The following is a 19,157-nucleotide window of genomic DNA, read 5'->3' as shown; positions in this document are numbered from 1 at the left end:
TAACCTCCCAGCGAGTTCCAGCTACGAAATGAGGATCGATGGGAGTAATCAAGCGGGTCGGCGTGGGAGTCGCGGTGGCGGCCCTGGCGATGACCATGCCCGGGGTGGCGTCCGCCGCCGACCGGGGCACCTGGGACCGCGCGGAGTTGCTGAAGTTCGCCGCGCTGCCCGCGCAGACGTACGTCCCGGGCAGCGAGCCGGCCGGTTCCCTGCTGGGTACGGCGCCGGTCAACGGGATCACTCCGCCCTTCGCCGACCAGCCCGTCCAGGGCTTCAGCGGCGTACTGCGCAACAGCGACGGCACCTTCGACGTACTGTCCGACAACGGTTTCGGCAACAAGGCCAACAGCGCGGACTTCCTGCTCCGGATCCAGCGGGTCGGCCCGAACTTCGGCCCCGGCACCGTGGACCTGCTCGGCGGGATCAACCTCACCGACCCGGACGGCAAGGTGCCGTTCCCGCTCACCCGCCCCGACCGGGTGCTCACCGGCAGCGATTTCGACGTCGAGTCGATCACCCGGACCGCCGACGGGACGTACTGGATCGGTGACGAGTTCGGCCCGTACCTGCTGCACTTCGACCGGGCCGGTCGGCTGTTGCAGGCACCGGTGCCGCTGCCGGGAGTCTTCGCACCGGAGAACCCGGGTCGGGGCGACACCCCGGCCAACCTGAACAGCAGCAAGGGTTTCGAGGGCATGGCACAGTCTCCCGACGGCCGTACCCTCTACCCGCTGCTGGAGGGGACGGTCGCCGGTGACCCGGCCGGCGCGCTGCGGTTCAACGAGTTCGACATCGCCGCGAACGCGTACACCGGTCGGCGCTGGACGTACCTGCTCGACGCCCCGGCGAACGCGATCGGCGACGCGATCGCGGTCGACAAGGACCGCTTCCTGGTCATCGAGCGGGACAACGGCGAGGGCGCCACGGCGCAGACCAAGAAGATCTACCTCGCCGACCGGCGGGACCGGAACCGGGACGGTCAGCTCGACAAGACGCTGGTCGCCGACCTGATGGACATCGCCAACCCGAAGCGGGTGGGCGGCTTCGGATCCCGGTTCACCTTCCCGTTCCAGACGATCGAGGACGTGGTCATCCTCGACGACCGCACCCTGGCCGTGCTCAACGACAACAACTTCCCGTCGTCGGCCGGCCGGACTCCGGGGCGGCCCGACAACAACGAGTTCATCGTGATCAAGCTGGACCACGACCTGGACGCGGACAAGCGGGTGCTGCGGCGCTACTGACCGCCGCACGATCCGTCGGCCGGCCGGCTCGGACCCTCTCGTACGCGTCAGGCGTGGGAGTCCGGCGCCGGCCGGCGCCCTGTGGTCACCCGCCTGCCGGCAACGTGGTCATCCGCCCGCCGGCGACGCCTCGGCCGGCTCCGCCTGCGGCAGCGGCTCGCCGGTCTCCAGCAGCGTCTTGAGGCTGGAGAGCAACTCGGGCCAGCCGCCGCTGACGCTGTCGCGCAACCCGCTCCCGGGCGCGAAACCGTCGTGTACGACGGTCAGCTTGACCACCTCTCCCCGTGGCTCGAGCTCGAAGCTCACCTTGGTACGCGGTTCCCCGGCCAGCTTGGCGATCTCCGCCGGATCCATCTCGTACGCCTTGGCGAACTCCGGCGTGAGGCTGTGCCAGGTGTACGCCAACCGGCGGTACGGCTCGGCTACCAGTACGACCTGAGCCGGGTCGACGACCCGTACGCCCTTCGGCATCACCCAGACGACCTCGGAGCCGACCTGCCAGTCGGACTCGAAGCTGACACCCCAGTAGCGGCTGGTGAACGCGGGGTCGGTCAGCCCCTGCCAGAGGCGTTCCGGGGTGGTGTTGATGAACGTGGTGTAGACGAATTCGTGCTCGCTCATGGGCTCCTGCTCCAATGCTCGCTTGAGATCGGCGAGTGCGTGCACCCGGCCGAGGTCGTACTGGTTGATCCAGCGGTCCGCGATGGCGTTGATCGGCTCGGCGTTGAGGTAGTGCCACTTCTCCCGGCCGCGCCACAGCGTGGTGACCAGGTTGGCCGCCTCCAGCACCGCGAGGTGCTTGCTCACGGACTGCCGGGTCATCTCCAGCCCGGCGCAGAGCTCGCGCAGGGTCTGCCCGTTGCGGGTGTTGAGGCTGTCGAGCAGCCGACGGCGGCTGCCGTCGGCCAGCGCCTTGAACACCTCGTCCATTCCTCGCCTTCCGGACATGCAACCATCTGGCTGCCCATCTACCATAGGCAGCCAGATGGTTGCATGTCAATCGCCCCGCGCCCGCCCACCAGGTTCCACAGTGGCCGGCAGCCCCGCAGCGTTCCGCCGACACCAACACCGACACCAGTCGCGATCGCGGACGCCACTGCCACTGCCGCTGGCGCTGGCGCTGGTGTGAAGTGCCAACCATCGGGCGAGGTGTTTCCGATCGCCTGCCCCGGGTAGTTCCTCCACATCCGACAATCGACCAGGAGGAGCACCATGACGGCACGGACCGAGTACCACGTTGTTCCCGAAGCCGCTGGCTGGAAGGTGGAGCACGGGTCGACGGTGGTCGGACACTACGACACCAAGGAGAACGCGGTCGGCGCCGGCCGGGACGCCGCCAAGGCCAACCAGCCGAGCCAGCTCGTCGTACACAAGCAGGACGGGCAGATCGAGGCCGAGCACACCTACCGCGACGATCCGTTCCCGCCCGCCGGCTGACCGCCGCACACCGGGTGTATTGCCCGGTCACCTGCCCCGACCCGAGGACGGTCCCGCCGATCCGGCGGGACCGCCGGATCGGGGCAACGGCGCACAGCGGCCCACGCCGGACGGTCCACGGCGTGGGCCGATTCCTGTTCCGGGCAGGGCGGTCAGGCGGCGGCGGTCAGGCGGCGGCGGTCAGGCGGCGGCGGTCAGGCGGCGGCGGTCAGGCGGCGGCGGTCAGGCGGCGGCGGTCAGGCGGCGGCGGTCAGGCGGCGGCGGTCAGGCGGCGGCGGTCAGGCGGCGGCGGTCAGGCGGCGGCGGTCAGGCGGCGGCGGTCAGGCGGTGGCGGTCAGTCCAACGGCCGTCAAGCGACGGCCTTGCGGGCCTGCTCCGGGTCGTCGGCGTCCAGCGCGAGCCGCGCCACCCGCTCGCAGTCGGGGTAGGTACGCCCCGCCAGCGCCGCCCGTACCCGGGGCAGCGCCCGGCCCGACATGGACAGGCTGGTCATCCCGAGACCGGTCAGCACCGGGGCGAGCAGCGGATCCGCCGCCGCCTCCCCGCAGATCCCGACCGGCTTGCCCGCCGCCCGCCCGGCCGCGCCGACCTCGGCGACCAGCCGGAGCAACGCCGGCTGCCACGGGTCGAGCAGTTCGGCCAGTACGCCGCTCTGCCGGTCAGCCGCGAATGTGTACTGGCTCAGGTCGTTGGTGCCGATGCTCAGGAAGTCGACGACCTGGAGCAGTTGTCCCGCGCGCAGGGCCGCCGCCGGCACCTCGACCATGACGCCGGCCTTCGGCAGCCCCACCGCGTACACGGCGTCGGCGAACTCGGCCGCCTCGGCCCGGGTCGAGACCATCGGCGCCATCACCCAGACGTCGGCTCCGGTCTGCTCCGCCGCCCGGGCGATGGCCGCCAACTGGGTGTGCAGCAGTTCCGGCCGCTGCCGGACCAGGCGCAGCCCCCGTACGCCGAGCGCCGGGTTCGGCTCGTCGGTCTGGTGCAGGAACGGCAACGGCTTGTCCGCGCCCGCGTCGAGGGTACGGATCACCACGCGGCGACCGGACATGGCCGCGAAGACCGCCCGGTACGCCTCGGCCTGCTCCGCCAGGTCCGGTTCCCGGGTGCGGTCCAGGAAGAGCAGTTCGGTGCGGAACAGTCCGACCCCCTCGGCCCCGTCGGCGGCACCGAGGTCCCGGGCCGAGCCGATGTTGGCGAGCAGGGCGACGGCGTGGCCGTCGGCCGTACGACCGGGCCCGGATGTCGCCGCCACGGCCGTCAGCCGATCCCGGTCGACCGCCTCGGCGGCGGCCACCTCCGCCGGGTCCACGTCCACGCCGACCGCGCCGGTATCGCCGTCGACCAGCACCGTCGTACCCTCGGCGAGGTCCCGGACGCCGGGGCAGGCGACCACCGCCGGCAGCCCGAGCGCGCGGGCCAGGATCGCGGTGTGGCTGGTCGGCCCGCCGTCCTCGGTGACCAGGGCGACGACCTGCTCCGGATCCAGGTCCACCGTGTCGGCCGGGGCCAGGTCCCGGGCGGTGAGCACGTACCGGTGGCCCGGGGACGGCACCCCGGGCATCGGCCGGCCGAGGCAGACCGCGACGGCCCGGTTCCGCAGGTCGTCCAGGTCGGCGACCCGCTCGGCGAGGTATCCACCGGCGGCCTCGAACGCCGCCCGGTGGGTGGCGAAGGCCGCGTCGACGGCGTGCGGCCCGTCCATCCCCGCCGCGACGTTCTCCCGTACGGCGTCGGACAGCACCGGGTCGTCGGCCATCATCGCCTGGGCCCGGAGCACGTCGACCAGGGTCTTCTCCCCGCTCCGGTCGGCTCGTCGGGTCAACTCGGCGACCACCTCGTGCAGCGCCGCCACCGCCCGGTCGGCCTCGCTGGCGGGATCGGCCACCGCAACCGGTGCGGGCAGCGCCGGCACCTCGGCGACCCGGAGCAGCGGGCCACCGGCCACCCCCGGGCTCACCCCGATCCCGCGCAGCGGTGCCGGCCCGTCAGGCATCGGCCGACTCCTCGGCGTCGAGGTCCCGGGCGAGCAGCTCGGCCAGGGCGTCCAGGGCGGCGTCGGCGCCCTCCCCCTCGGCCTCGATCACCACCTCGGTGCCGCGCCGCGCGCCCAGCGAGAGCACCGAGAGCATGCTGTTGGCCGGGACCGGCCGCTTCTCGCCGGTCCGGATGGTCACCCGGACCGGCTGTGCCGCCGCCGCCGCGACGAAGAGCGCCGCCGGGCGGGCGTGCAGGCCGCTGGCCGAACCGACGGTCACCGTACGCGTAGCCATGATGGCCTTCCTCTCCCAGTTCAGGGTTCGATCGTGACCTTGATGGCCTCGCCCCGGGCGACCACGCCGAAGGCGTCGATCGCCTGGTCCAGCGGAAGCCGGTGGGTGATCAGATCGGACACCGGCACCGCGCCGGTGGCGATCAGTCGGAGTGCCTCGGCGTTGTGCGCCGGGCTGGAGCCGTTGGCGCCGACGATGGTCAGCTCGCGGTAGTGCACCAGGTTCGAGTCGACCGAGATGATCGGGTTGTCCTTGGGCAGGCCACCGAAGAAGCTGATCCGGCCCTGCCGGGCGGCCATCTGCAACGCCTGCTCCTGGGCCGCACCCGAGGCCGCCGCCGTGATGATCACGTCGGCCCCGCGCCCGTCGGTCAGCTTGAGCACCTCGTCGACCGGGTCGACCTCGGCGCCGCAGATCGCCGCGTCCGAGTTGACGAGTCCGGCGGCCAGGTCCAGCCGGGCCCGGTTGAGTTCGACCAGGAAGACCCGGGCGGCGCCCCGGGACCGGGCCAGCCGGACGTGCAGGCAACCGATCGGACCCGAGCCGACCACCACGACGTCGTCGCCGGGCCCGACCCGCGCCAGCTCCTGCCCGTTGAGTACGCAGGCCAGCGGCTCGGCCACCGACGCCTCGGCGAACCCGACCCCGTCCGGGATCCGGTTCAGCCCGTCCACCGCCAGCACCTTCGCCGGGACCACCAGGTACTGCGCGAAGCCGCCCTCGTAGTGGTACCCCATCGACTCCTGGTTGGGGCAGACGGTCATCCGGCCGCGCCGGCACTCGGCGCAGGTTCCACAGGGGATGGCGGCGATCACCTGCACCCGGTCGCCGGCCGCCCAGCCGGTGACCTCGGCCCCGGTCTCGACCACCTCACCGGCGATCTCGTGGCCCATCACCCGGGGCGGGTGGATGTGGTGGTGCCCGAACTTGGAGATCTTGACGTCGGTACCGCAGGTGGAGCAGTTGCGTACCCGGATCTTGACGTCACCCGGGCCCGGGGTGGGCTCGGGTACGTCCTCGATGCGTACGTCGCCGGGAGCGTGGAAACGAACGGCCTTCATGAGTTGCTGTCCTCCCGTGCCGGCTTGAGCAGCTCCAGCACGTCTTCGGGGTCGGTGGCCTCGCGCAGCGCACGGGCCTTGTCGGGATCGAGCAGGACTTCGGCGAGGCTGGCCAGCAGTTCGATGTGGCCGTCACCCTGGGCGGCGATCGCCACGCAGACGGTGACCGGCTGACCGCCCCAGTCCACGCCGGCCGGGAACCGGAGTACGGCGAGCGCGTCGCGGTGCACCAGGTCCTTGCCGGCGAGCGTGCCGTGCGGGATGGCCACGCCCTCCCCGATGTACGTCGAGACCGACTGCTCGCGGGCGAGCATCGTCGGTACGTACTCCGGGCTGGCCGCGCCTATCTCGACCAGCACCTGACCGCAGCGACGGATCGCGTCGTCGCGGTCGGCGGCCACCTCGGTCAGCTGGATCGCCCGGCGGTCGAGCAGTGCGCCCGGTTGGTCAGCCACGGATCTCATCGCCGGACTCGATGGCCTTGACCACGGCGGTCACCGCCGGGTCGCCGATGAACACCTGGAACGGCACGATGATCTTGTCGGGCGCGGCGGCCCTGGCCCGGGCGGCCAGGCCGCTGTGCGTGATCACCACGTCGGCGTCGCCCGGAATCGAGTTGACCGGGGTGTGCTCCACCGTGACCGAGAACTTCTTGAGCTGCTTGCGAAGTTGGCTGGCGAGCATGACGCTGCTGCCCATCCCGGCGTCGCAGGCAACGACGACCTTGTGGATGTCCTTACCGTTGATGCTGCCCATGGCAGTACTCCTTGTCGTTCGTACGGTGGTCTGGGTCAGCCCTCGGCGGTCGCGGACCGGGCCACGGGCGCACGCTCCGGGCTGGTCTCGCGCTCCGGGCTGGTCTCGCGCTCGCGGGCCGGCGTGCCGGCGTCCGCCGTCGCGGGGTCGGTGTCGGTGTCCGGATCGGCCGGCACGGCGTCCTGTCGTTCCCCGTTCAGCCGGCCGAAGCCGAGCAGTGCCGCAGCGACCACGAAGGTGACCGCGGTGGCGATCAGGATGCCGAGGACCATCCCGAACCAGCTGCCCCTCGGGGTGACCGCCGCATACGCGAAGATACTGCCAGGCGAGGGGCTGGCGACCAGTCCGGCACCGGTGACCATGAAGGTGCCGACACCGGCCGCCCCACCGGCGATCATCGCGAGGATCAGTCGCGGCTTCATCAGCACGTACGGGAAGTAGATCTCGTGGATGCCGCCGAGGAAGTGGATGATGCCCGCCGCCGGCACGCTCGGCCGCAGCGAGCGCGGCCCGAACAGGAAGTACGCGAGCAGCAGACCGAGGCCCGGTCCGGGGTTCGACTCGATCATGAACAGGATCGACTTGCCGGTCTCCTGGGCCTGCGCCACCGCGAGCGGCGAGAGCACGCCGTGGTTGATGGCGTTGTTCAGGAAGAGCACCTTGGCCGGCTCGACCAGGACCGAGGCGACCGGTAGCAGGTTGTGCCCGATCAGCCAGTCGACCCCGCTGCCGGCCCAGTCGCTGAGCCTCGCGACCACCGGGCCGACCACCCAGACGCCGATCAGCGCCATCCCGCCGCCGATGATGCCGGCGGAGAAGTTGTCCACCAGCATCTCGAAGCCGGGTTTGATCCGGTCCTCGATCAGGCCGTCGAAGAGCTTCAGCAGGTAGGCCGCGAGCGGGCCGATCATCATCGCGCCGAGGAACATCGGGATGTCCGCGCCGACGATGATGCCCACGGTAGCCACTGCGCCGACCACCGCACCGCGCTGGCCGTGCACGATCCGGCCGCCGGTGTAGCCGATCAGGATCGGCAGCAGTGTGAAGATCATCGGGTCGACCAGCTTGGCCAGGTGCTCGTTGGGCAGCCAGCCGGTCGGGATGAAGAGCGCCGTGATCAGGCCCCAGGCGATGAACGCCCCGATGTTGGGCATGACCATTCCGGCGAGGTGTCCGCCGATCCGCTGGACCCGGGCCTTGAAACCGGTGCCCTGGACCTCCGGTGTGTACGACACGGCCATGAGGGAAACTCCTTCGCAGAGTATGGCCCGCGTTACCGAACGCGGCCGGGTTGGAATGTCATCGGCGTTGCCTCCGGGTGTCGTCCGACATCCGGGGGTTTCTGTTGTCGGCTGCCGTACACGATCGGGTCATCCCTGCGGCAGCAGCGGCCGGACCAGGTCCGGTCGGGGGTGTAGTCGGACGGTGTTCCGGATCAGGTCGTCGGGGCCGGGCATCCGGCTGCCGGGCAGGCTGACCGCGGCGGCACCCCAGGCCAGGCCCTCGGCGAGGGCGTCGGGGCCACGGGCGCCGGCGGCCAGGAAGCCGGCCAGCAGCGCGTCGCCGGCCCCGACCGTGCTCTTCGGCTGGGCCACCGGCGACTCGCCGACGACCACACCGTCGGCGTCGACCAGCACCGCGCCGTCGGCGCCGAGGCTGGCCAGCACCGCCCCGGCACCCCAGTCCCGCAGCCGGGTGGCGGCGTCGACCACGTCACCGAGCGAGCGCAGCGGGGCACCGACGGCCTCCGCCAACTCCTCCCGGTTCGGCTTCAGCAGTGCCGCGCCGGCCTCGGCGGCGGCCCGCAGCGCCGGCCCGCTGGTATCCACCGCGAGCCGGACCCCGGCGGCGACCAGGCGGGCGCAGAGTTCGCCGAACGCGGATCCCGACAGGCCCGGCGGAAGGCTGCCGCAGGCCACCACCCAGTGCGCCGAGCCGGCCGCCGTCAACACCGCCTCGGTGACGGCGGTGAACTCGGCCGTGGTGAGGACCGGACCGGATTCGTTGATCTTCGTTACCGTGCCGTCCGGCTCCGCGAGAGTGATGTTCGAGCGGGTACGGCCGGCGATCGGCACCGCGACGAGGTCGACTCCCGCCGCCTGGAGCAGGTGGACGAGTTGGGCACCCTCGTCGCCACCGCTGAGCAGCACGGCCCGGGAGGGTACGCCGTTGGCCAGCAGGGCCCGCGAGACGTTGACGCCCTTGCCGCCGGGGTCGATGCGGGCGGAGGCGGCCCGGATCACCGCGCCCCGGGCCAGCGAGTCGATCTCCATTGCCCGGTCCAGGCTCGGGTTGAGCGTGACAGTGAGGATCATGCCCGCACCACCCGTACGCCGGTGGCCTCCACGTCGTCGGCCAGTTCCTCGTCGAGCCCGCTGTCCGTGATCAGGAGGTCGAGGTCGGCGAGGGTGCCGAACCGGGCCAGGTAGTCGTTGCCGATCTTGGTGTGGTCGGCGAGCAGCACCACCCGGCGGGCCGCGCCGATCATCGCCCGCTTGACGGCCGCCTCGGCCGGGTCCGGCGTGGTCATCCCCCGCTCGACCGAACAGCCGTTGGTGCCCATGAAGGCCACGTCCACGTACATCTCGGCGAGCGGGCGCAGTGCCCAGTCGTCCACCGTGGCGAGGGTCTTGCCGCGCAGTCGGCCGCCGAGCAGCAGTACCGTCAGGTTGGGTTTCACTCCGAGCGAGGCGGCGAGCACCGGGGAGTTGACCACCACGGTCAACTCCCGTTCGGACGGCAGCAGCTGCGCCAGCCGGGCGGTGGTGGTGCCGGCGTCGAGGATGACGGCGCCCTCGTCCGGCAACTCGGCCAGTGCCGCCTTGGCGATCCGCTCCTTCTCGTTGATCAGTACGGCGTCCCGGGCGGCGAGCGCCGGCTCGAACCCGATCCGCTCCACCGGGATCGCCCCGCCGTGCACCCGTCGGAGCACGCCGGCCCGCTCCAGCACGGTCAGGTCCCGGCGGATCGTCTCCGCGGTCACGTTCATGCCCTCGGCCAGCGCCATGACGTCGACCCGGCCCTCTGCGCGGGCCAGACGCAGGATCTCCTGCTGACGTTCCTCGGCGTACATGTTGTGGATCTCCCGCCCGATCGTTTTTGCTTGCCTTCTGTTTACGCCCGTTTCTGTGGTCAGTCAACATCCAGCCGTAACAGTTTGGCCATCTGCCGGACGCAGCGGCAGTGATCCAGGACATATCACCCGAGGATGCGCAACTCCCCACCTGCGATTGGTCCCGACCTGGTCAAGCAGGTGGCCGGGCAGGCCAAGCAGGTGACCGAGCAGGCCGATCCGGAACCAAACCGACAGCGACCCCCGGTTCTGTGGTTTTCGTCCGACCGTGCCGGCGACACCCCGGGCGGGCGGGCGGCGGGCCCGAGCCGGGCAGCGACCGCCGGTCGATCCGGCGAGAACGCACGATGACGCATCGATTAACTTCACCCCGGCCCCCTATCGGCACGGACCCCGACTGTCGAGAATTGATCCACCCGCACACCCCCGCGGGCTCCGTCCGATCTGGAGGACACTGTGGCCGTACTCGCCGCTCCCCGACCGACCGTCCGTCCCCGCCCGGCCATCCCGGCACGGGCACGCCGGTTCCTGACCAGCTTCGCCCTGCTCGCCACGCTCGTCGCCGGGGTGCTGGTCGGCCCGGCGGTGGTCACACCGACCCGGACCCCGTCCGCCTCGGCGGCCGTCTACAGTTCCTGCACCATCGCCCGCTGCGCCGACGCGCGGACGGCCCGCAGCGGCTGGGCCAGCCGGGGCTTCCCGACCTCCCGGACCTGGTACTCGTGGAGCGGCGGGCTCTACAACTTCGCCGGCGGCCAGCACATGAACCGCGAGGGCCAGTTGCCGTTGAACGCCACCTACTACGAGTACGACGTCTACCCCCGCAACCGGGGAGCGGCCCGGGACGCCTACCGCATCGTGGTCAACAAGGCCACCGGGGCGACCTGGTTCACCCCGAACCACTACACGGACTTCTACCGGCTCTGACCCGGGTACCTTCGGCTGGCACACACAGCTCCGGCCGGCAGGCCCGGCGGAGGCGATCCTCAGGGGACACCGATGCCGGAACAGTCCGAACCCGCTCCGCCGTCCTGGTTGACGGTGTCGACCGATCCCGCACCGCCCGGCGCGACGCCGGTCAGCGGGGCGGTCAGCCGTACCCGGGCCGGGCTGTTCACCGAGTGGGCGGCCCGGTTGCGGTTTCCGGAGCACTTCGGTCGGAACTGGGACGCGTTCGAGGACTGCCTGACCGACGTCGTCACCGAGCGACCCCGCACGCTGGTCGTGACGGACGCGGCCGAGCTGCTCGCCGACGAGCCGGTCGGGCAGCTCGGCATCCTGCTCGCCGTACTCGGCACGATCGCCGGACGGACGACCACCGGCCCGGCCGGCCCGGCGCTGCGGGTGATCCTGCACGCCGGTCCGGCCGGCGACGCCGAGCTGCGGCGACGACTGGCGGCGGCGTCCACCTGACAGCGGCCGCCCGGCGTCGACAGCGCCGGATGCGCTCAGTCGGACCCAGCCGCGATCACCCGCCGGAGTTCCCGTTTGAGCACCTTGTGGCTGGGGCCGAGCGGCAGCGCGTCGACGTACCGGACCTGGCGCGGGTACTTGTGCCGGCCCAGCCGCTCCCGCGACCAGTCGATCAGGTGCCGTTCCTCGGGTACGCCGGGCCCGGCCGGATCGGCGACCACCACCGCGCAGATCTCCTCGCCGTGCAGTGGGTCGGGTACGCCGATCACCGCCACCTGCCCGACGCCCGGATGCCGGACGAGGACCTCCTCGACCTCGCGCGGATAGACGTTGAAGCCGCCCCGGATGATCACGTCTTTCTTCCGGTCCACGATGGTGACGAAGCCGTCGTCGTCCTTGCGCCCGAGGTCTCCACTGCGGAACCAGCCGTCCACCAGTGCCTCCGCCGTGGCCTCCGGCCGACCGAGGTAACCGGCGAAGACGTTGTGCCCCCGGATGACGATCTCGCCGAGTTCCCCCGGCGGCAGGAGTTCGATCCGGTCGTCGAGGTCGGCGCGGGCGATCTCCACCTCCACGCCCCAGACCGGATGTCCGATGGTGCCGGCCCGGATGCCGAAGTGCGGCTGGTTGGTGGTGGCCGTCGGGGAGGTCTCGGAGAGGCCGTACCCCTCGAAGACGTCCGCGCCGAAGACGGCGGTGAAGCGTTCGAGGACGGCGACCGGCAGCGACGCCCCGCCGGAGACGCAGAGCCGGAGCCGGGGTGGCCGGTCGTACCCGCCGATCGCCTCCAGCAGCGCGACGTACATGGTCGGCACCCCGTGGAAGACGTTGACGTCCTCCCGGAGCATCAGTTCGATCGCCGCCGCCCCGGTGAACCGGGCGAGCAGGACCAGGGTGCCGCCGATCCGGAAGGTGCCGTTCATCGCCACCGTCTGGCCGAAGGTGTGGAACAGCGGCAGGCAGCCGAGCACGATGTCACCGCTGCGGGCGTCGTTGGCGTCGAAGACGTTGACCATGGTGTTCATGACCAGGTTGAGCTGGGTCAGCATCGCGCCCTTGGGCACCCCGGTCGTGCCGCTGGTGTAGAAGACCACCGCGACGTCCTCGGCGGACCGGGTGACGTACGACGGCAGTGGTGCCGGCGGAGCCGCCCCGTCCACCCCCTCCAGCCGCTGCACCGCACCGTTGCCCCGGGCGCCGACGCTGACCACCGGAACCCCCGCCCGCGCCGCCGCCGGAACGCCCAGTTCGAGGAAACTGGCGTGGCAGACCAGGAGCGTGGCGCCGCTGTCGGTGAGCACGTAGGCCGCCTCCTGCGCGGTGAGCAGCAGGTGCACCGGCACCACCACCGCACCGACGGCGAGGATTCCGTAGTAGGCCCGGGGGAAGTCGACGACGTTCGGCGCGACCAGGGCCACGTGGTCGCCGGGGCGTACGCCGAGTTCGCGCAGCCGGGCCGCGTAGCAGCGGGCCTCCAGCCACAGTTCGGCGTACGTCACCCGGGAGTCGCCGTCGATCACGGCGACGGTGTCCGGGTACCGGCGGGCGGCTTCGGCCAGCACCATGGCCAGGGACAGCGCGGTCATCGGATACTCCCGTCCGGCGGGGCTGCTCGGCGGAGGACCACCGGTCCACCGTCATCAAACTAACGCTGCAAGTTTTAGCCGTCCAGAGCAGAATGCGATCGTGGCCGCCCCGGACCGCGACCTTTGATACCAGGCGGAGGATCGGACTAGGGTGCAAACTTGCGACGCTAGTTTTCGGGCACGGCCAGCGGACGGCTCCGGCGCGGCGAGGTGAGGGACGCGATGGATCGAAGGATCGACCTGTACGTCGACGGGCAGTGGGTCAGCCCGTCGACCCGGGACACCCTGCCGGTGGAGAATCCCGCCACCGAGGAGGTCATCGGAGCCGTGCCGGCCGGCACACCCGCCGACGTCGACCGGGCGGTCGCGGCGGCCCGGTCCGCCTTCGCCGGCTGGGCGGCCACCGCACCGGTGGACCGGGCCGCCGCCCTGGACCGGCTGCACGCCGCGCTGACCGCCCGCACGGACGCGATCGCGCACTGCGTCGCACGCGAACTCGGTACGCCACTGCGGGTGGCCACCCGGGTCCAGGCCGGGCTGCCGCTCACCGTCCTGCGCGGCTTCGTCGACCTCGCCCGGCAACCGCCACCGGAGGAGACCGTCGGGCACTCGCTGGTCGTCCGGGAGCCGGTCGGGGTGGTCGGCGCGATCACCCCGTGGAACTACCCGCTGCACCAGGTGGTGGCGAAGGTGGCGCCGGCCCTGGCCGCCGGCTGCACGGTGGTACTGAAGCCGAGCGAGTTGACCCCGCTGGTGGCGTACCTGCTCTTCGACGCGATCGACGAGGCCGGCTTCCCGCCGGGGGTGGTCAACCTGGTCAGCGGCACCGGACCGGTGGCCGGCGAGGCGCTCGCCGCGCATCCGGACGTCGATCTGGTCTCGTTCACCGGCTCCACCGCCACCGGCCGGCGAATCTCGCACCTGGCCGCGGACCGGATAGCCCGGGTCACCCTGGAACTCGGCGGCAAGTCGGCGAACGTGATCCTCGACGACGCCGACCTGCGCACGGCGGTCAAGGTGGGAATCGGAAACGCCTTCCTCAACTCCGGGCAGACCTGCACCGCGTGGACCCGGATGCTGGTGCACCGCTCGCGGTACGCCGAGGCCCTGGCGCTCGCCGCCGAACTCGCCGAGGGCTATCGAACAGGCGACCCGTTCGACCCGGCCACCCGGCTCGGCCCGCTCGTCTCGGCAGCCCAGCGGGACCGGGTCCGGGACCACGTCGCGCGAGGGCTGGCCGACGGCGGGCGGCTGGTCACCGGCGGTACCGGGACGACACTGCCGGCGCGCGGCCACTTCGTCGCGCCGACCGTGATCGCCGACGTCGACCCGGACAGCGCGCTGGCCCAGGAGGAGGTCTTCGGGCCGGTGCTGTCGGTGATCCCGTTCGACGACGACGACCACGCGGTCGCGGTGGCCAACAACTCCCGGTACGGCCTGGCCGGCGCGGTCTGGTCCGGCGACGAGGACCGGGCGCTGGGCGTGGCCCGGCGCATGCGTACCGGCGCGGTCGACGTCAACGGGGCCGCCTTCAACCCGCTCGCCCCGTTCGGCGGGTACAAGCAGTCCGGGCTCGGCCGGGAGCTGGGCAGCTACGGCCTGGAGGAGTTCCTACAGGTCAAGGCGATCCAGCGATGAGGGCCCTGGTGGTACGCGCCGCGGGCGAGCCGCCCCGGGTCACCGACGTCGAACTTCCCGGCCCCGCCGAGAGCGAGGTGCGGGTCGGCGTACGGGCGGCCGGGGTCTGCCACTCCGACCTGTCGATGGTCGACGGCACCCTCGCCCCGCCCTATCCACTGGTGCTCGGGCACGAGGCCGCCGGGATCGTGGTGGAGGTCGGCGGCGGCGTCTCCCGGACGGCCGTCGGCGACCACGTCGTACTGAACTGGGCGCCGCCGTGCCGGCGATGCTGGTTCTGCCAGCGTGCCGAGCCGTGGCTCTGTGCGAGCACCGGAACGCCGGCCAGCCCCCGGGGCCGTACGGCCGACGGCGAGCCGCTGCACGTCACCCTCGGGCTCGGCGCGCTGGCCGAGGAGGTGGTGGTGCCGCAGTCGGCCGTCGTACCGGTGCCGGCCGAGCTGCCGTTCGAGACCGCCGCGCTGCTCGGCTGCGCCGTACTCACCGGTTCGGGTGCGATCCGCCGGACCGCCGCCGTCGCGTCCGGGGACTCCGTTGCCGTGATCGGGCTCGGCGGGGTGGGCCTGGCGGCGGTGTACGCCGCCCGGGCGGCCGGTGCCGATCCGGTGATCGCGGTCGACCTCTCCCCCGCCAAACGGGAGCTGGCACACGCCGCCGGCGCCACCGCCTTCCTGGTCTCCGACTCCTCGACCGTCCGGGCGGTACGGGCGCAGACCGGAGGACGGGGCGTGGACCACGCGCTGGAGTGCGTCGGCCGGAGCGCCACGATCGGCCTCGCCTGGCGGGCCGCCCGACGTGGTGGCCAGGTCGTCGTGGTGGGCATGGGTGCCAAGGACGACATCGTCGGGCTCGGCGCGCTGGACGTGTTCCACTCGGCGCGTACGCTGCGGTCGTCGGTCTACGGGTCCTCGGATCCGGACCGGGACCTACCGGAACTGGCCGCCGACGTGCTGGCCGGAGTCCTGGACCTCGGTTTCCTGGTCAGCGATCGGACCACTCTGGACGGTGCGGCGGCGGCGTTCGACCGGATGGCCCGGGGCGAGGGCGCCCGGACGCTGGTGTGTCCCTAGCCGAGACGGGCGGCGATCGCCCGCGCGCACTCCATCGCCTCGGTACGGGTGGTGTCCACCTCCAGGTCGTACGAGACACCCCGGTGCACCACCTCCGCCTGTGCCGCCGCCATTCCGGTGACCCGGTCGCCCCGGGCAACCTCCCGGGCGGTGGCGACCGCGCCGTCACACCTGACGCCGACCCACAGCACCGGCAACCCGTCCAGGGCCTTCCGCCACTCCTGCTGGGACCCCGCTCCGCCGAGGAAGACCTCGTCGAGGATGACCCGACCGCCGGCCCGCACCATCGCGACGACCCCCTCGATCCAGGCCGCCTGGAGGAGCCGGAACTGCGGGCCGACGTTCACGCCGCCGTCCGGGGTGAACTCGACTCCCGCGTCCGACGTCCGCAGCGACGAGGGCATCGCCTCGATCAGCGTGTCGACCCCGAGGAGCAGCCAGGAATCGGGCAGCACCGCCTGTAGGCAGCGACCGATGCCGGACTTCCCCGAGCTGGAGCCACCGTTGAGGACGATCATCCGAGTCGGCACCACACCACCATAGACGTGCAGCGCGCCGGTCAGCGGGCCATCGGGTCGGCCAGCAGGGCGGCGATGGTACGGGTCATCACCGAACGCGCCTGGTCCACGCCCAGCCCGAGGCCGTCCCGCAGCATCGACCAGGTCGGCCACATGCTGCTGGCGACCAGGGCGTCGACCAACTGGTCCCGGCCCGGTCCGGCCTGTTCCAGCTCGTCCGCGAACAACTGCTCGACCTCGGCGCGTACCAGGGCGATGTGCTTGAGGCGGTTGCGGTGCAGCTGCGCGGAGACCGGTTCACGCATCTGCGCGGCGCGGGCGGCGGGGGCGATCAGCTGGAGCAGTCGGGCCCGCTGCCGGCAGTACGCGTCGACCCGCTTGGCCAGCGGCAGGGTGCTGGAGATCGGTCGGTACGCGGCGTCCTGCTGGCGCAGTACCTGCTCCCCGCTGGCCTCGAACAGCGTCTCCATGTCCTTGAAGTTGGTCCAGAGGGTACGCAGGGACACCCCGGCCCGTTCCGCGATCCGTTCGCCCGTCGGCCGGAGGTCCCCCTCGCCGATCAGCGCGAGATGCGCCTCGACGATCGCCGCCCGGGTGCGTTCGGCCCGGGCGTTGCGTCCGTCGATTCGAATCGGCGCCTCGGCCCCGCCCATCCCTGCCCCCTCCGTCAGCACCTGGCATCCGTACCGGTACCCCCGGCCGCGCCCGGCATGTCGAGTGTAGACACGCGGTGGAGATGTTCCGAAATGTCGAAACCGGACGGCTCCGGCTCAGTCCTCCGCCGGCCGTTCCAGGTCCTGCTGGGCCCGGTTCATCGCGTGCAGCCAGCGGTCCGGGTCGCCGGCCCGCCGGGTGTAGTAGGTGGCCACCTCCGGGTGTGGCAGCACCAGGAACCGGTCGTCGGCCAGTGCCGCCACCACCTGGTCGGCGACCTGCTCCGGGCTGACCGCGCTCTGGGCGAGCAGGGCCGCACCCGGTCCCTCGCCCCGGGCCAGCATGTCGGTGCGGACGCCCTGCGGGCAGAGCGCCTGCACGACGATTCCCCGGTGGGCGTAGCTGGCCCGCAGCCACTCGGCGAAGGCCAGCGCCGCGTGCTTGCTGACCGAGTACGGTGCGTTGCCGAGCAGGGTGAGCAGTCCGGCGGCGGAGGCGGTGACCAGCAGCCGGCCGCGACCGGCGGCGAGCCAGTCGGGCAGCAGTTCCCGGGCCGCGTGGACGTGGGACATCACGTTCACCGCCCAGGTCCGCTCCCAGGTCTCGTCGGACGCCTCGGCGCCGCCGCCGCCGATCACTCCGGCGTTGCCGCAGAACAGGTCGATCCGGCCGAACCGGTCCCGCGCGAACCGGACCAGCTCGGCCATCCCGGCCGGATCGGCGACGTCGGCCGGGAAGGCGAGCCCGTCGATCCGGGCCGCGACCGTCCGGGCGGCGTCGGCGTCGAGGTCGTTCACCACCACCCGGGCCCCGTCGGCGGCGAACCTCGTGGCCAGTGCCGCACCGATGCCGGCCCCGGCACCGGTGACGACCACCGCCGCACCGGCCAGCACGAAGCGGGAACTATCTGCATTCACAATGCATGTAGTATCCCAGGCCGGCACCCGCAGGTCAACGAGCGCCCGGACGACCCGGGCGGACGACCGGTCAGTTCGCCGTCGGGATGCCGTTCGCCGGTGGCGGCACCGGGGCGCCGGTGTACTCCCGTACCGGCCCCTCCCCCTCGTCCGTCTCGTACGTCGGGCCGAAGTACTGCTGCACGCCCCCGCTCACCCGGGTCAGCCGCTCCCCGCCGTACCCGGAGTGGTCGGTCGCGGAGAACCGCAGCGGTGCCAGGCCCGGCCCCTGGTAGCCGCCCTTCTCCACGGCGGCGGTCACCGCCTCCCGGGTGAGGTCCCGGCCGGCGGCGAGCAGCACCTGCACGAAGAGATAGCCGACCGACATGCCGTACACGGTGTTCCCGTCGAACGGTGCGGCGCCGTTGTGCTCCTGATTGATCTTCGTGAAGAGCTGGATCCACGGGTTGGCGGTGTCGTTGTTCATCGGCAGGTAGTTGACGCCGATCACCCCTTCGAGCAGTGGCGCGGCGGCGCCGAGCTGCTTGGCCAGGGTCGGATAGTCGGCGCCGACGTTCGACACCAGCCACTGCGGCTTGAAGCCCAGTCTGGCCCCGGTGCCGATCGACAGCGCGGTGAACCCGGGGACGGTGGCCAGGATGACGACCTGGCAACCGGCCGCCTTGAACGCGCCGATCTGTGGGGCGACGTTGGTGTTGCTGGTGACGTACGTCTGCTTGGCCCCGATCGCGGCGGCCCCGAGAATCCGCTCCACCCCGGCCAGGCTGTCCCGGCCGAAGTCGTCGTCCTGGCCGAAGTGGCAGACCTTCCGACCGGCCAGGTTCTCCCGCACGTAGCTGGCCAGGATCTTGCCCTCCACCGTGTAGTCGACGTTGAAGCCGAAGGTACCGGGGTACTTGTCGGGCTGGTCCCAGCTCCGGCTGCCCGAGGCGACGAAGAGGTCCGGCACCCGGTTGCTCTTCAGGAAGTCGAGCACGCCGGTGTGGGTGGGGGTGCCGAGGCCGTTCAGGATGGCGAAGACCCGGTCCTGGAGCACCAGTTGCCGGACCACCTGCTGGGTGTTGGCCGGGTTGTAGCCGTCGTCCATGATCTTGTACGTGATCTTCCGGCCGTGTACGCCGCCGTTCGCGTTGACGTAGTCGAAGTACGCCTTCGTCGCCGGCGCGATCGTCGAGTAGCCGGCCGAGGCCGGTCCGGTCAGTGGCATGTGGGTTCCGACCACGATCTCGGTGTCGGTGATCCCGGGCACGGCGTCCCCGGATCCGGAACCCGAGCCGTCACCCCCGCAGCCGGCGGTGGCGGCGAACAGGGCGAGCGAAGTGGCGATCGCGAGACCGCCTCTTATGGAGCGTCGCATGAGCGGTACCGACCTTTCTCAGTACGGAACGGTGCGGATACGGAACTGGTGCGGGTGCGGGTGTCGGATGCGGGTGTTGGATGCGGGCGCGGGTCGGGTGCGACTGCGGGTGCGGGTGCGTGTCTCAGGTGCCGGTGTGGAAGTCGACTGCCGGTGCGGG

Annotated in this window: 20 protein-coding genes; 6 read left to right on the top strand and 14 right to left on the bottom strand. The window is 71.9% G+C overall.

The window, feature by feature from the left end:
* Positions 1-38: 38 nt before the first annotated feature.
* Positions 39-1,244, top strand: coding sequence for an esterase-like activity of phytase family protein (locus H4W31_RS27280; protein WP_192769251.1), 1,206 nt, complete (start codon positions 39-41; stop codon positions 1,242-1,244).
* A gap of 108 nt (positions 1,245-1,352) precedes the next feature.
* Here the strand turns inward: H4W31_RS27280 and H4W31_RS27275 are convergent, their stop codons facing one another.
* Positions 1,353-2,192, bottom strand: coding sequence for an ArsR/SmtB family transcription factor (locus tag H4W31_RS27275; protein WP_225945708.1), 840 nt, complete (start codon positions 2,190-2,192; stop codon positions 1,353-1,355).
* Positions 2,193-2,456: 264 nt separating this feature from the next.
* On the opposite strand from H4W31_RS27275, the gene H4W31_RS27270 reads away from it, so the two are divergent.
* Positions 2,457-2,681, top strand: a complete 225-nt coding sequence (locus H4W31_RS27270; RefSeq protein WP_192769250.1) for a DUF2188 domain-containing protein — start codon at positions 2,457-2,459, stop codon at positions 2,679-2,681.
* Positions 2,682-3,030: 349 nt separating this feature from the next.
* Here the strand turns inward: H4W31_RS27270 and ptsP are convergent, their stop codons facing one another.
* The 8 genes from ptsP to H4W31_RS27230 form a co-directional block, all read right to left on the bottom strand.
* Positions 3,031-4,677: a phosphoenolpyruvate--protein phosphotransferase gene (gene ptsP, locus H4W31_RS27265; RefSeq protein ID WP_192769249.1), complete on the bottom strand. Its 1,647-nt coding sequence runs from the start codon at positions 4,675-4,677 to the stop codon at positions 3,031-3,033.
* Positions 4,670-4,954 carry an HPr family phosphocarrier protein gene (locus tag H4W31_RS27260; protein ID WP_192769248.1) on the bottom strand — a complete coding sequence of 95 codons (285 nt, stop codon included), beginning with the start codon at positions 4,952-4,954 and terminating at the stop codon, positions 4,670-4,672. The genes ptsP and H4W31_RS27260 overlap by 8 nt, the downstream gene beginning before the upstream one ends.
* A gap of 20 nt (positions 4,955-4,974) precedes the next feature.
* The gene (locus tag H4W31_RS27255; RefSeq protein ID WP_192769247.1) at positions 4,975-6,015 is read right to left on the bottom strand and encodes a zinc-dependent dehydrogenase; all 1,041 of its coding nucleotides are present in this window, start codon (positions 6,013-6,015) and stop codon (positions 4,975-4,977) included.
* Positions 6,012-6,479, bottom strand: a complete 468-nt coding sequence (locus H4W31_RS27250; protein ID WP_192769246.1) for a PTS sugar transporter subunit IIA — start codon at positions 6,477-6,479, stop codon at positions 6,012-6,014. Before H4W31_RS27250 ends, H4W31_RS27255 begins: the two co-directional genes overlap by 4 nt.
* Complete coding sequence (locus tag H4W31_RS27245; RefSeq protein ID WP_192769245.1) at positions 6,463-6,771, bottom strand: PTS sugar transporter subunit IIB; 309 nt, start codon at positions 6,769-6,771, stop codon at positions 6,463-6,465. Before H4W31_RS27245 ends, H4W31_RS27250 begins: the two co-directional genes overlap by 17 nt.
* Before the next feature lie 35 nt (positions 6,772-6,806).
* On the bottom strand, positions 6,807-8,012 hold the full coding sequence (gene mtlA, locus H4W31_RS27240) for a PTS mannitol transporter subunit IICB (protein ID WP_192769244.1): 1,206 nt from the start codon (positions 8,010-8,012) through the stop codon (positions 6,807-6,809).
* A gap of 129 nt (positions 8,013-8,141) precedes the next feature.
* Entirely contained in the window at positions 8,142-9,086 is a 945-nt protein-coding gene (gene pfkB, locus H4W31_RS27235) for a 1-phosphofructokinase (RefSeq protein ID WP_192769243.1), read from the bottom strand.
* Positions 9,083-9,844, bottom strand: coding sequence for a DeoR/GlpR family DNA-binding transcription regulator (locus tag H4W31_RS27230; protein WP_192769242.1), 762 nt, complete (start codon positions 9,842-9,844; stop codon positions 9,083-9,085). Before H4W31_RS27230 ends, pfkB begins: the two co-directional genes overlap by 4 nt.
* Before the next feature lie 456 nt (positions 9,845-10,300).
* On the opposite strand from H4W31_RS27230, the gene H4W31_RS27225 reads away from it, so the two are divergent.
* Together H4W31_RS27225 and H4W31_RS27220 are read left to right on the top strand one after the other, a co-directional pair.
* Positions 10,301-10,771: a ribonuclease domain-containing protein gene (locus tag H4W31_RS27225; RefSeq protein WP_318783431.1), complete on the top strand. Its 471-nt coding sequence runs from the start codon at positions 10,301-10,303 to the stop codon at positions 10,769-10,771.
* A 72-nt stretch (positions 10,772-10,843) separates the two neighbouring features.
* The gene (locus tag H4W31_RS27220) at positions 10,844-11,257 is read left to right on the top strand and encodes a barstar family protein (RefSeq protein ID WP_192769241.1); all 414 of its coding nucleotides are present in this window, start codon (positions 10,844-10,846) and stop codon (positions 11,255-11,257) included.
* Between the two features lie 35 nt (positions 11,258-11,292).
* Here the strand turns inward: H4W31_RS27220 and H4W31_RS27215 are convergent, their stop codons facing one another.
* A complete protein-coding gene (locus H4W31_RS27215; RefSeq protein WP_192769240.1) occupies positions 11,293-12,843 on the bottom strand; it encodes a long-chain-fatty-acid--CoA ligase in 1,551 nt (516 codons plus the stop codon).
* A 222-nt stretch (positions 12,844-13,065) separates the two neighbouring features.
* On the opposite strand from H4W31_RS27215, the gene H4W31_RS27210 reads away from it, so the two are divergent.
* Both H4W31_RS27210 and H4W31_RS27205 read left to right on the top strand, forming a co-directional pair.
* Complete coding sequence (locus H4W31_RS27210; RefSeq protein WP_192769239.1) at positions 13,066-14,481, top strand: aldehyde dehydrogenase family protein; 1,416 nt, start codon at positions 13,066-13,068, stop codon at positions 14,479-14,481.
* Positions 14,478-15,551 carry an alcohol dehydrogenase catalytic domain-containing protein gene (locus H4W31_RS27205; protein ID WP_192769238.1) on the top strand — a complete coding sequence of 358 codons (1,074 nt, stop codon included), beginning with the start codon at positions 14,478-14,480 and terminating at the stop codon, positions 15,549-15,551. Before H4W31_RS27210 ends, H4W31_RS27205 begins: the two co-directional genes overlap by 4 nt.
* Here the strand turns inward: H4W31_RS27205 and cpt are convergent.
* From cpt to H4W31_RS27185, 4 genes are all read right to left on the bottom strand, one after another.
* Positions 15,548-16,081, bottom strand: a complete 534-nt coding sequence (gene cpt / locus H4W31_RS27200) for a chloramphenicol phosphotransferase CPT (protein ID WP_318783430.1) — start codon at positions 16,079-16,081, stop codon at positions 15,548-15,550. The two genes, H4W31_RS27205 and cpt, sit on opposite strands and share 4 nt — an antisense overlap.
* Before the next feature lie 29 nt (positions 16,082-16,110).
* Positions 16,111-16,722: a TetR/AcrR family transcriptional regulator gene (locus tag H4W31_RS27195; RefSeq protein WP_192772421.1), complete on the bottom strand. Its 612-nt coding sequence runs from the start codon at positions 16,720-16,722 to the stop codon at positions 16,111-16,113.
* 117 nt (positions 16,723-16,839) lie between these two features.
* Complete coding sequence (locus H4W31_RS27190; protein ID WP_318783429.1) at positions 16,840-17,640, bottom strand: SDR family NAD(P)-dependent oxidoreductase; 801 nt, start codon at positions 17,638-17,640, stop codon at positions 16,840-16,842.
* Between the two features lie 70 nt (positions 17,641-17,710).
* Entirely contained in the window at positions 17,711-18,997 is a 1,287-nt protein-coding gene (locus H4W31_RS27185; RefSeq protein ID WP_192769237.1) for an ABC transporter substrate-binding protein, read from the bottom strand.
* Positions 18,998-19,157 lie beyond the last annotated feature (160 nt).

Source organism: Plantactinospora soyae, assembly GCF_014874095.1.
Classification (GTDB): Bacteria; Actinomycetota; Actinomycetes; order Mycobacteriales; family Micromonosporaceae; genus Plantactinospora; species Plantactinospora soyae.
Note: the sequence above shows the minus strand (reverse complement) of the source record. Positions and strands in the feature narration are given on the sequence as shown.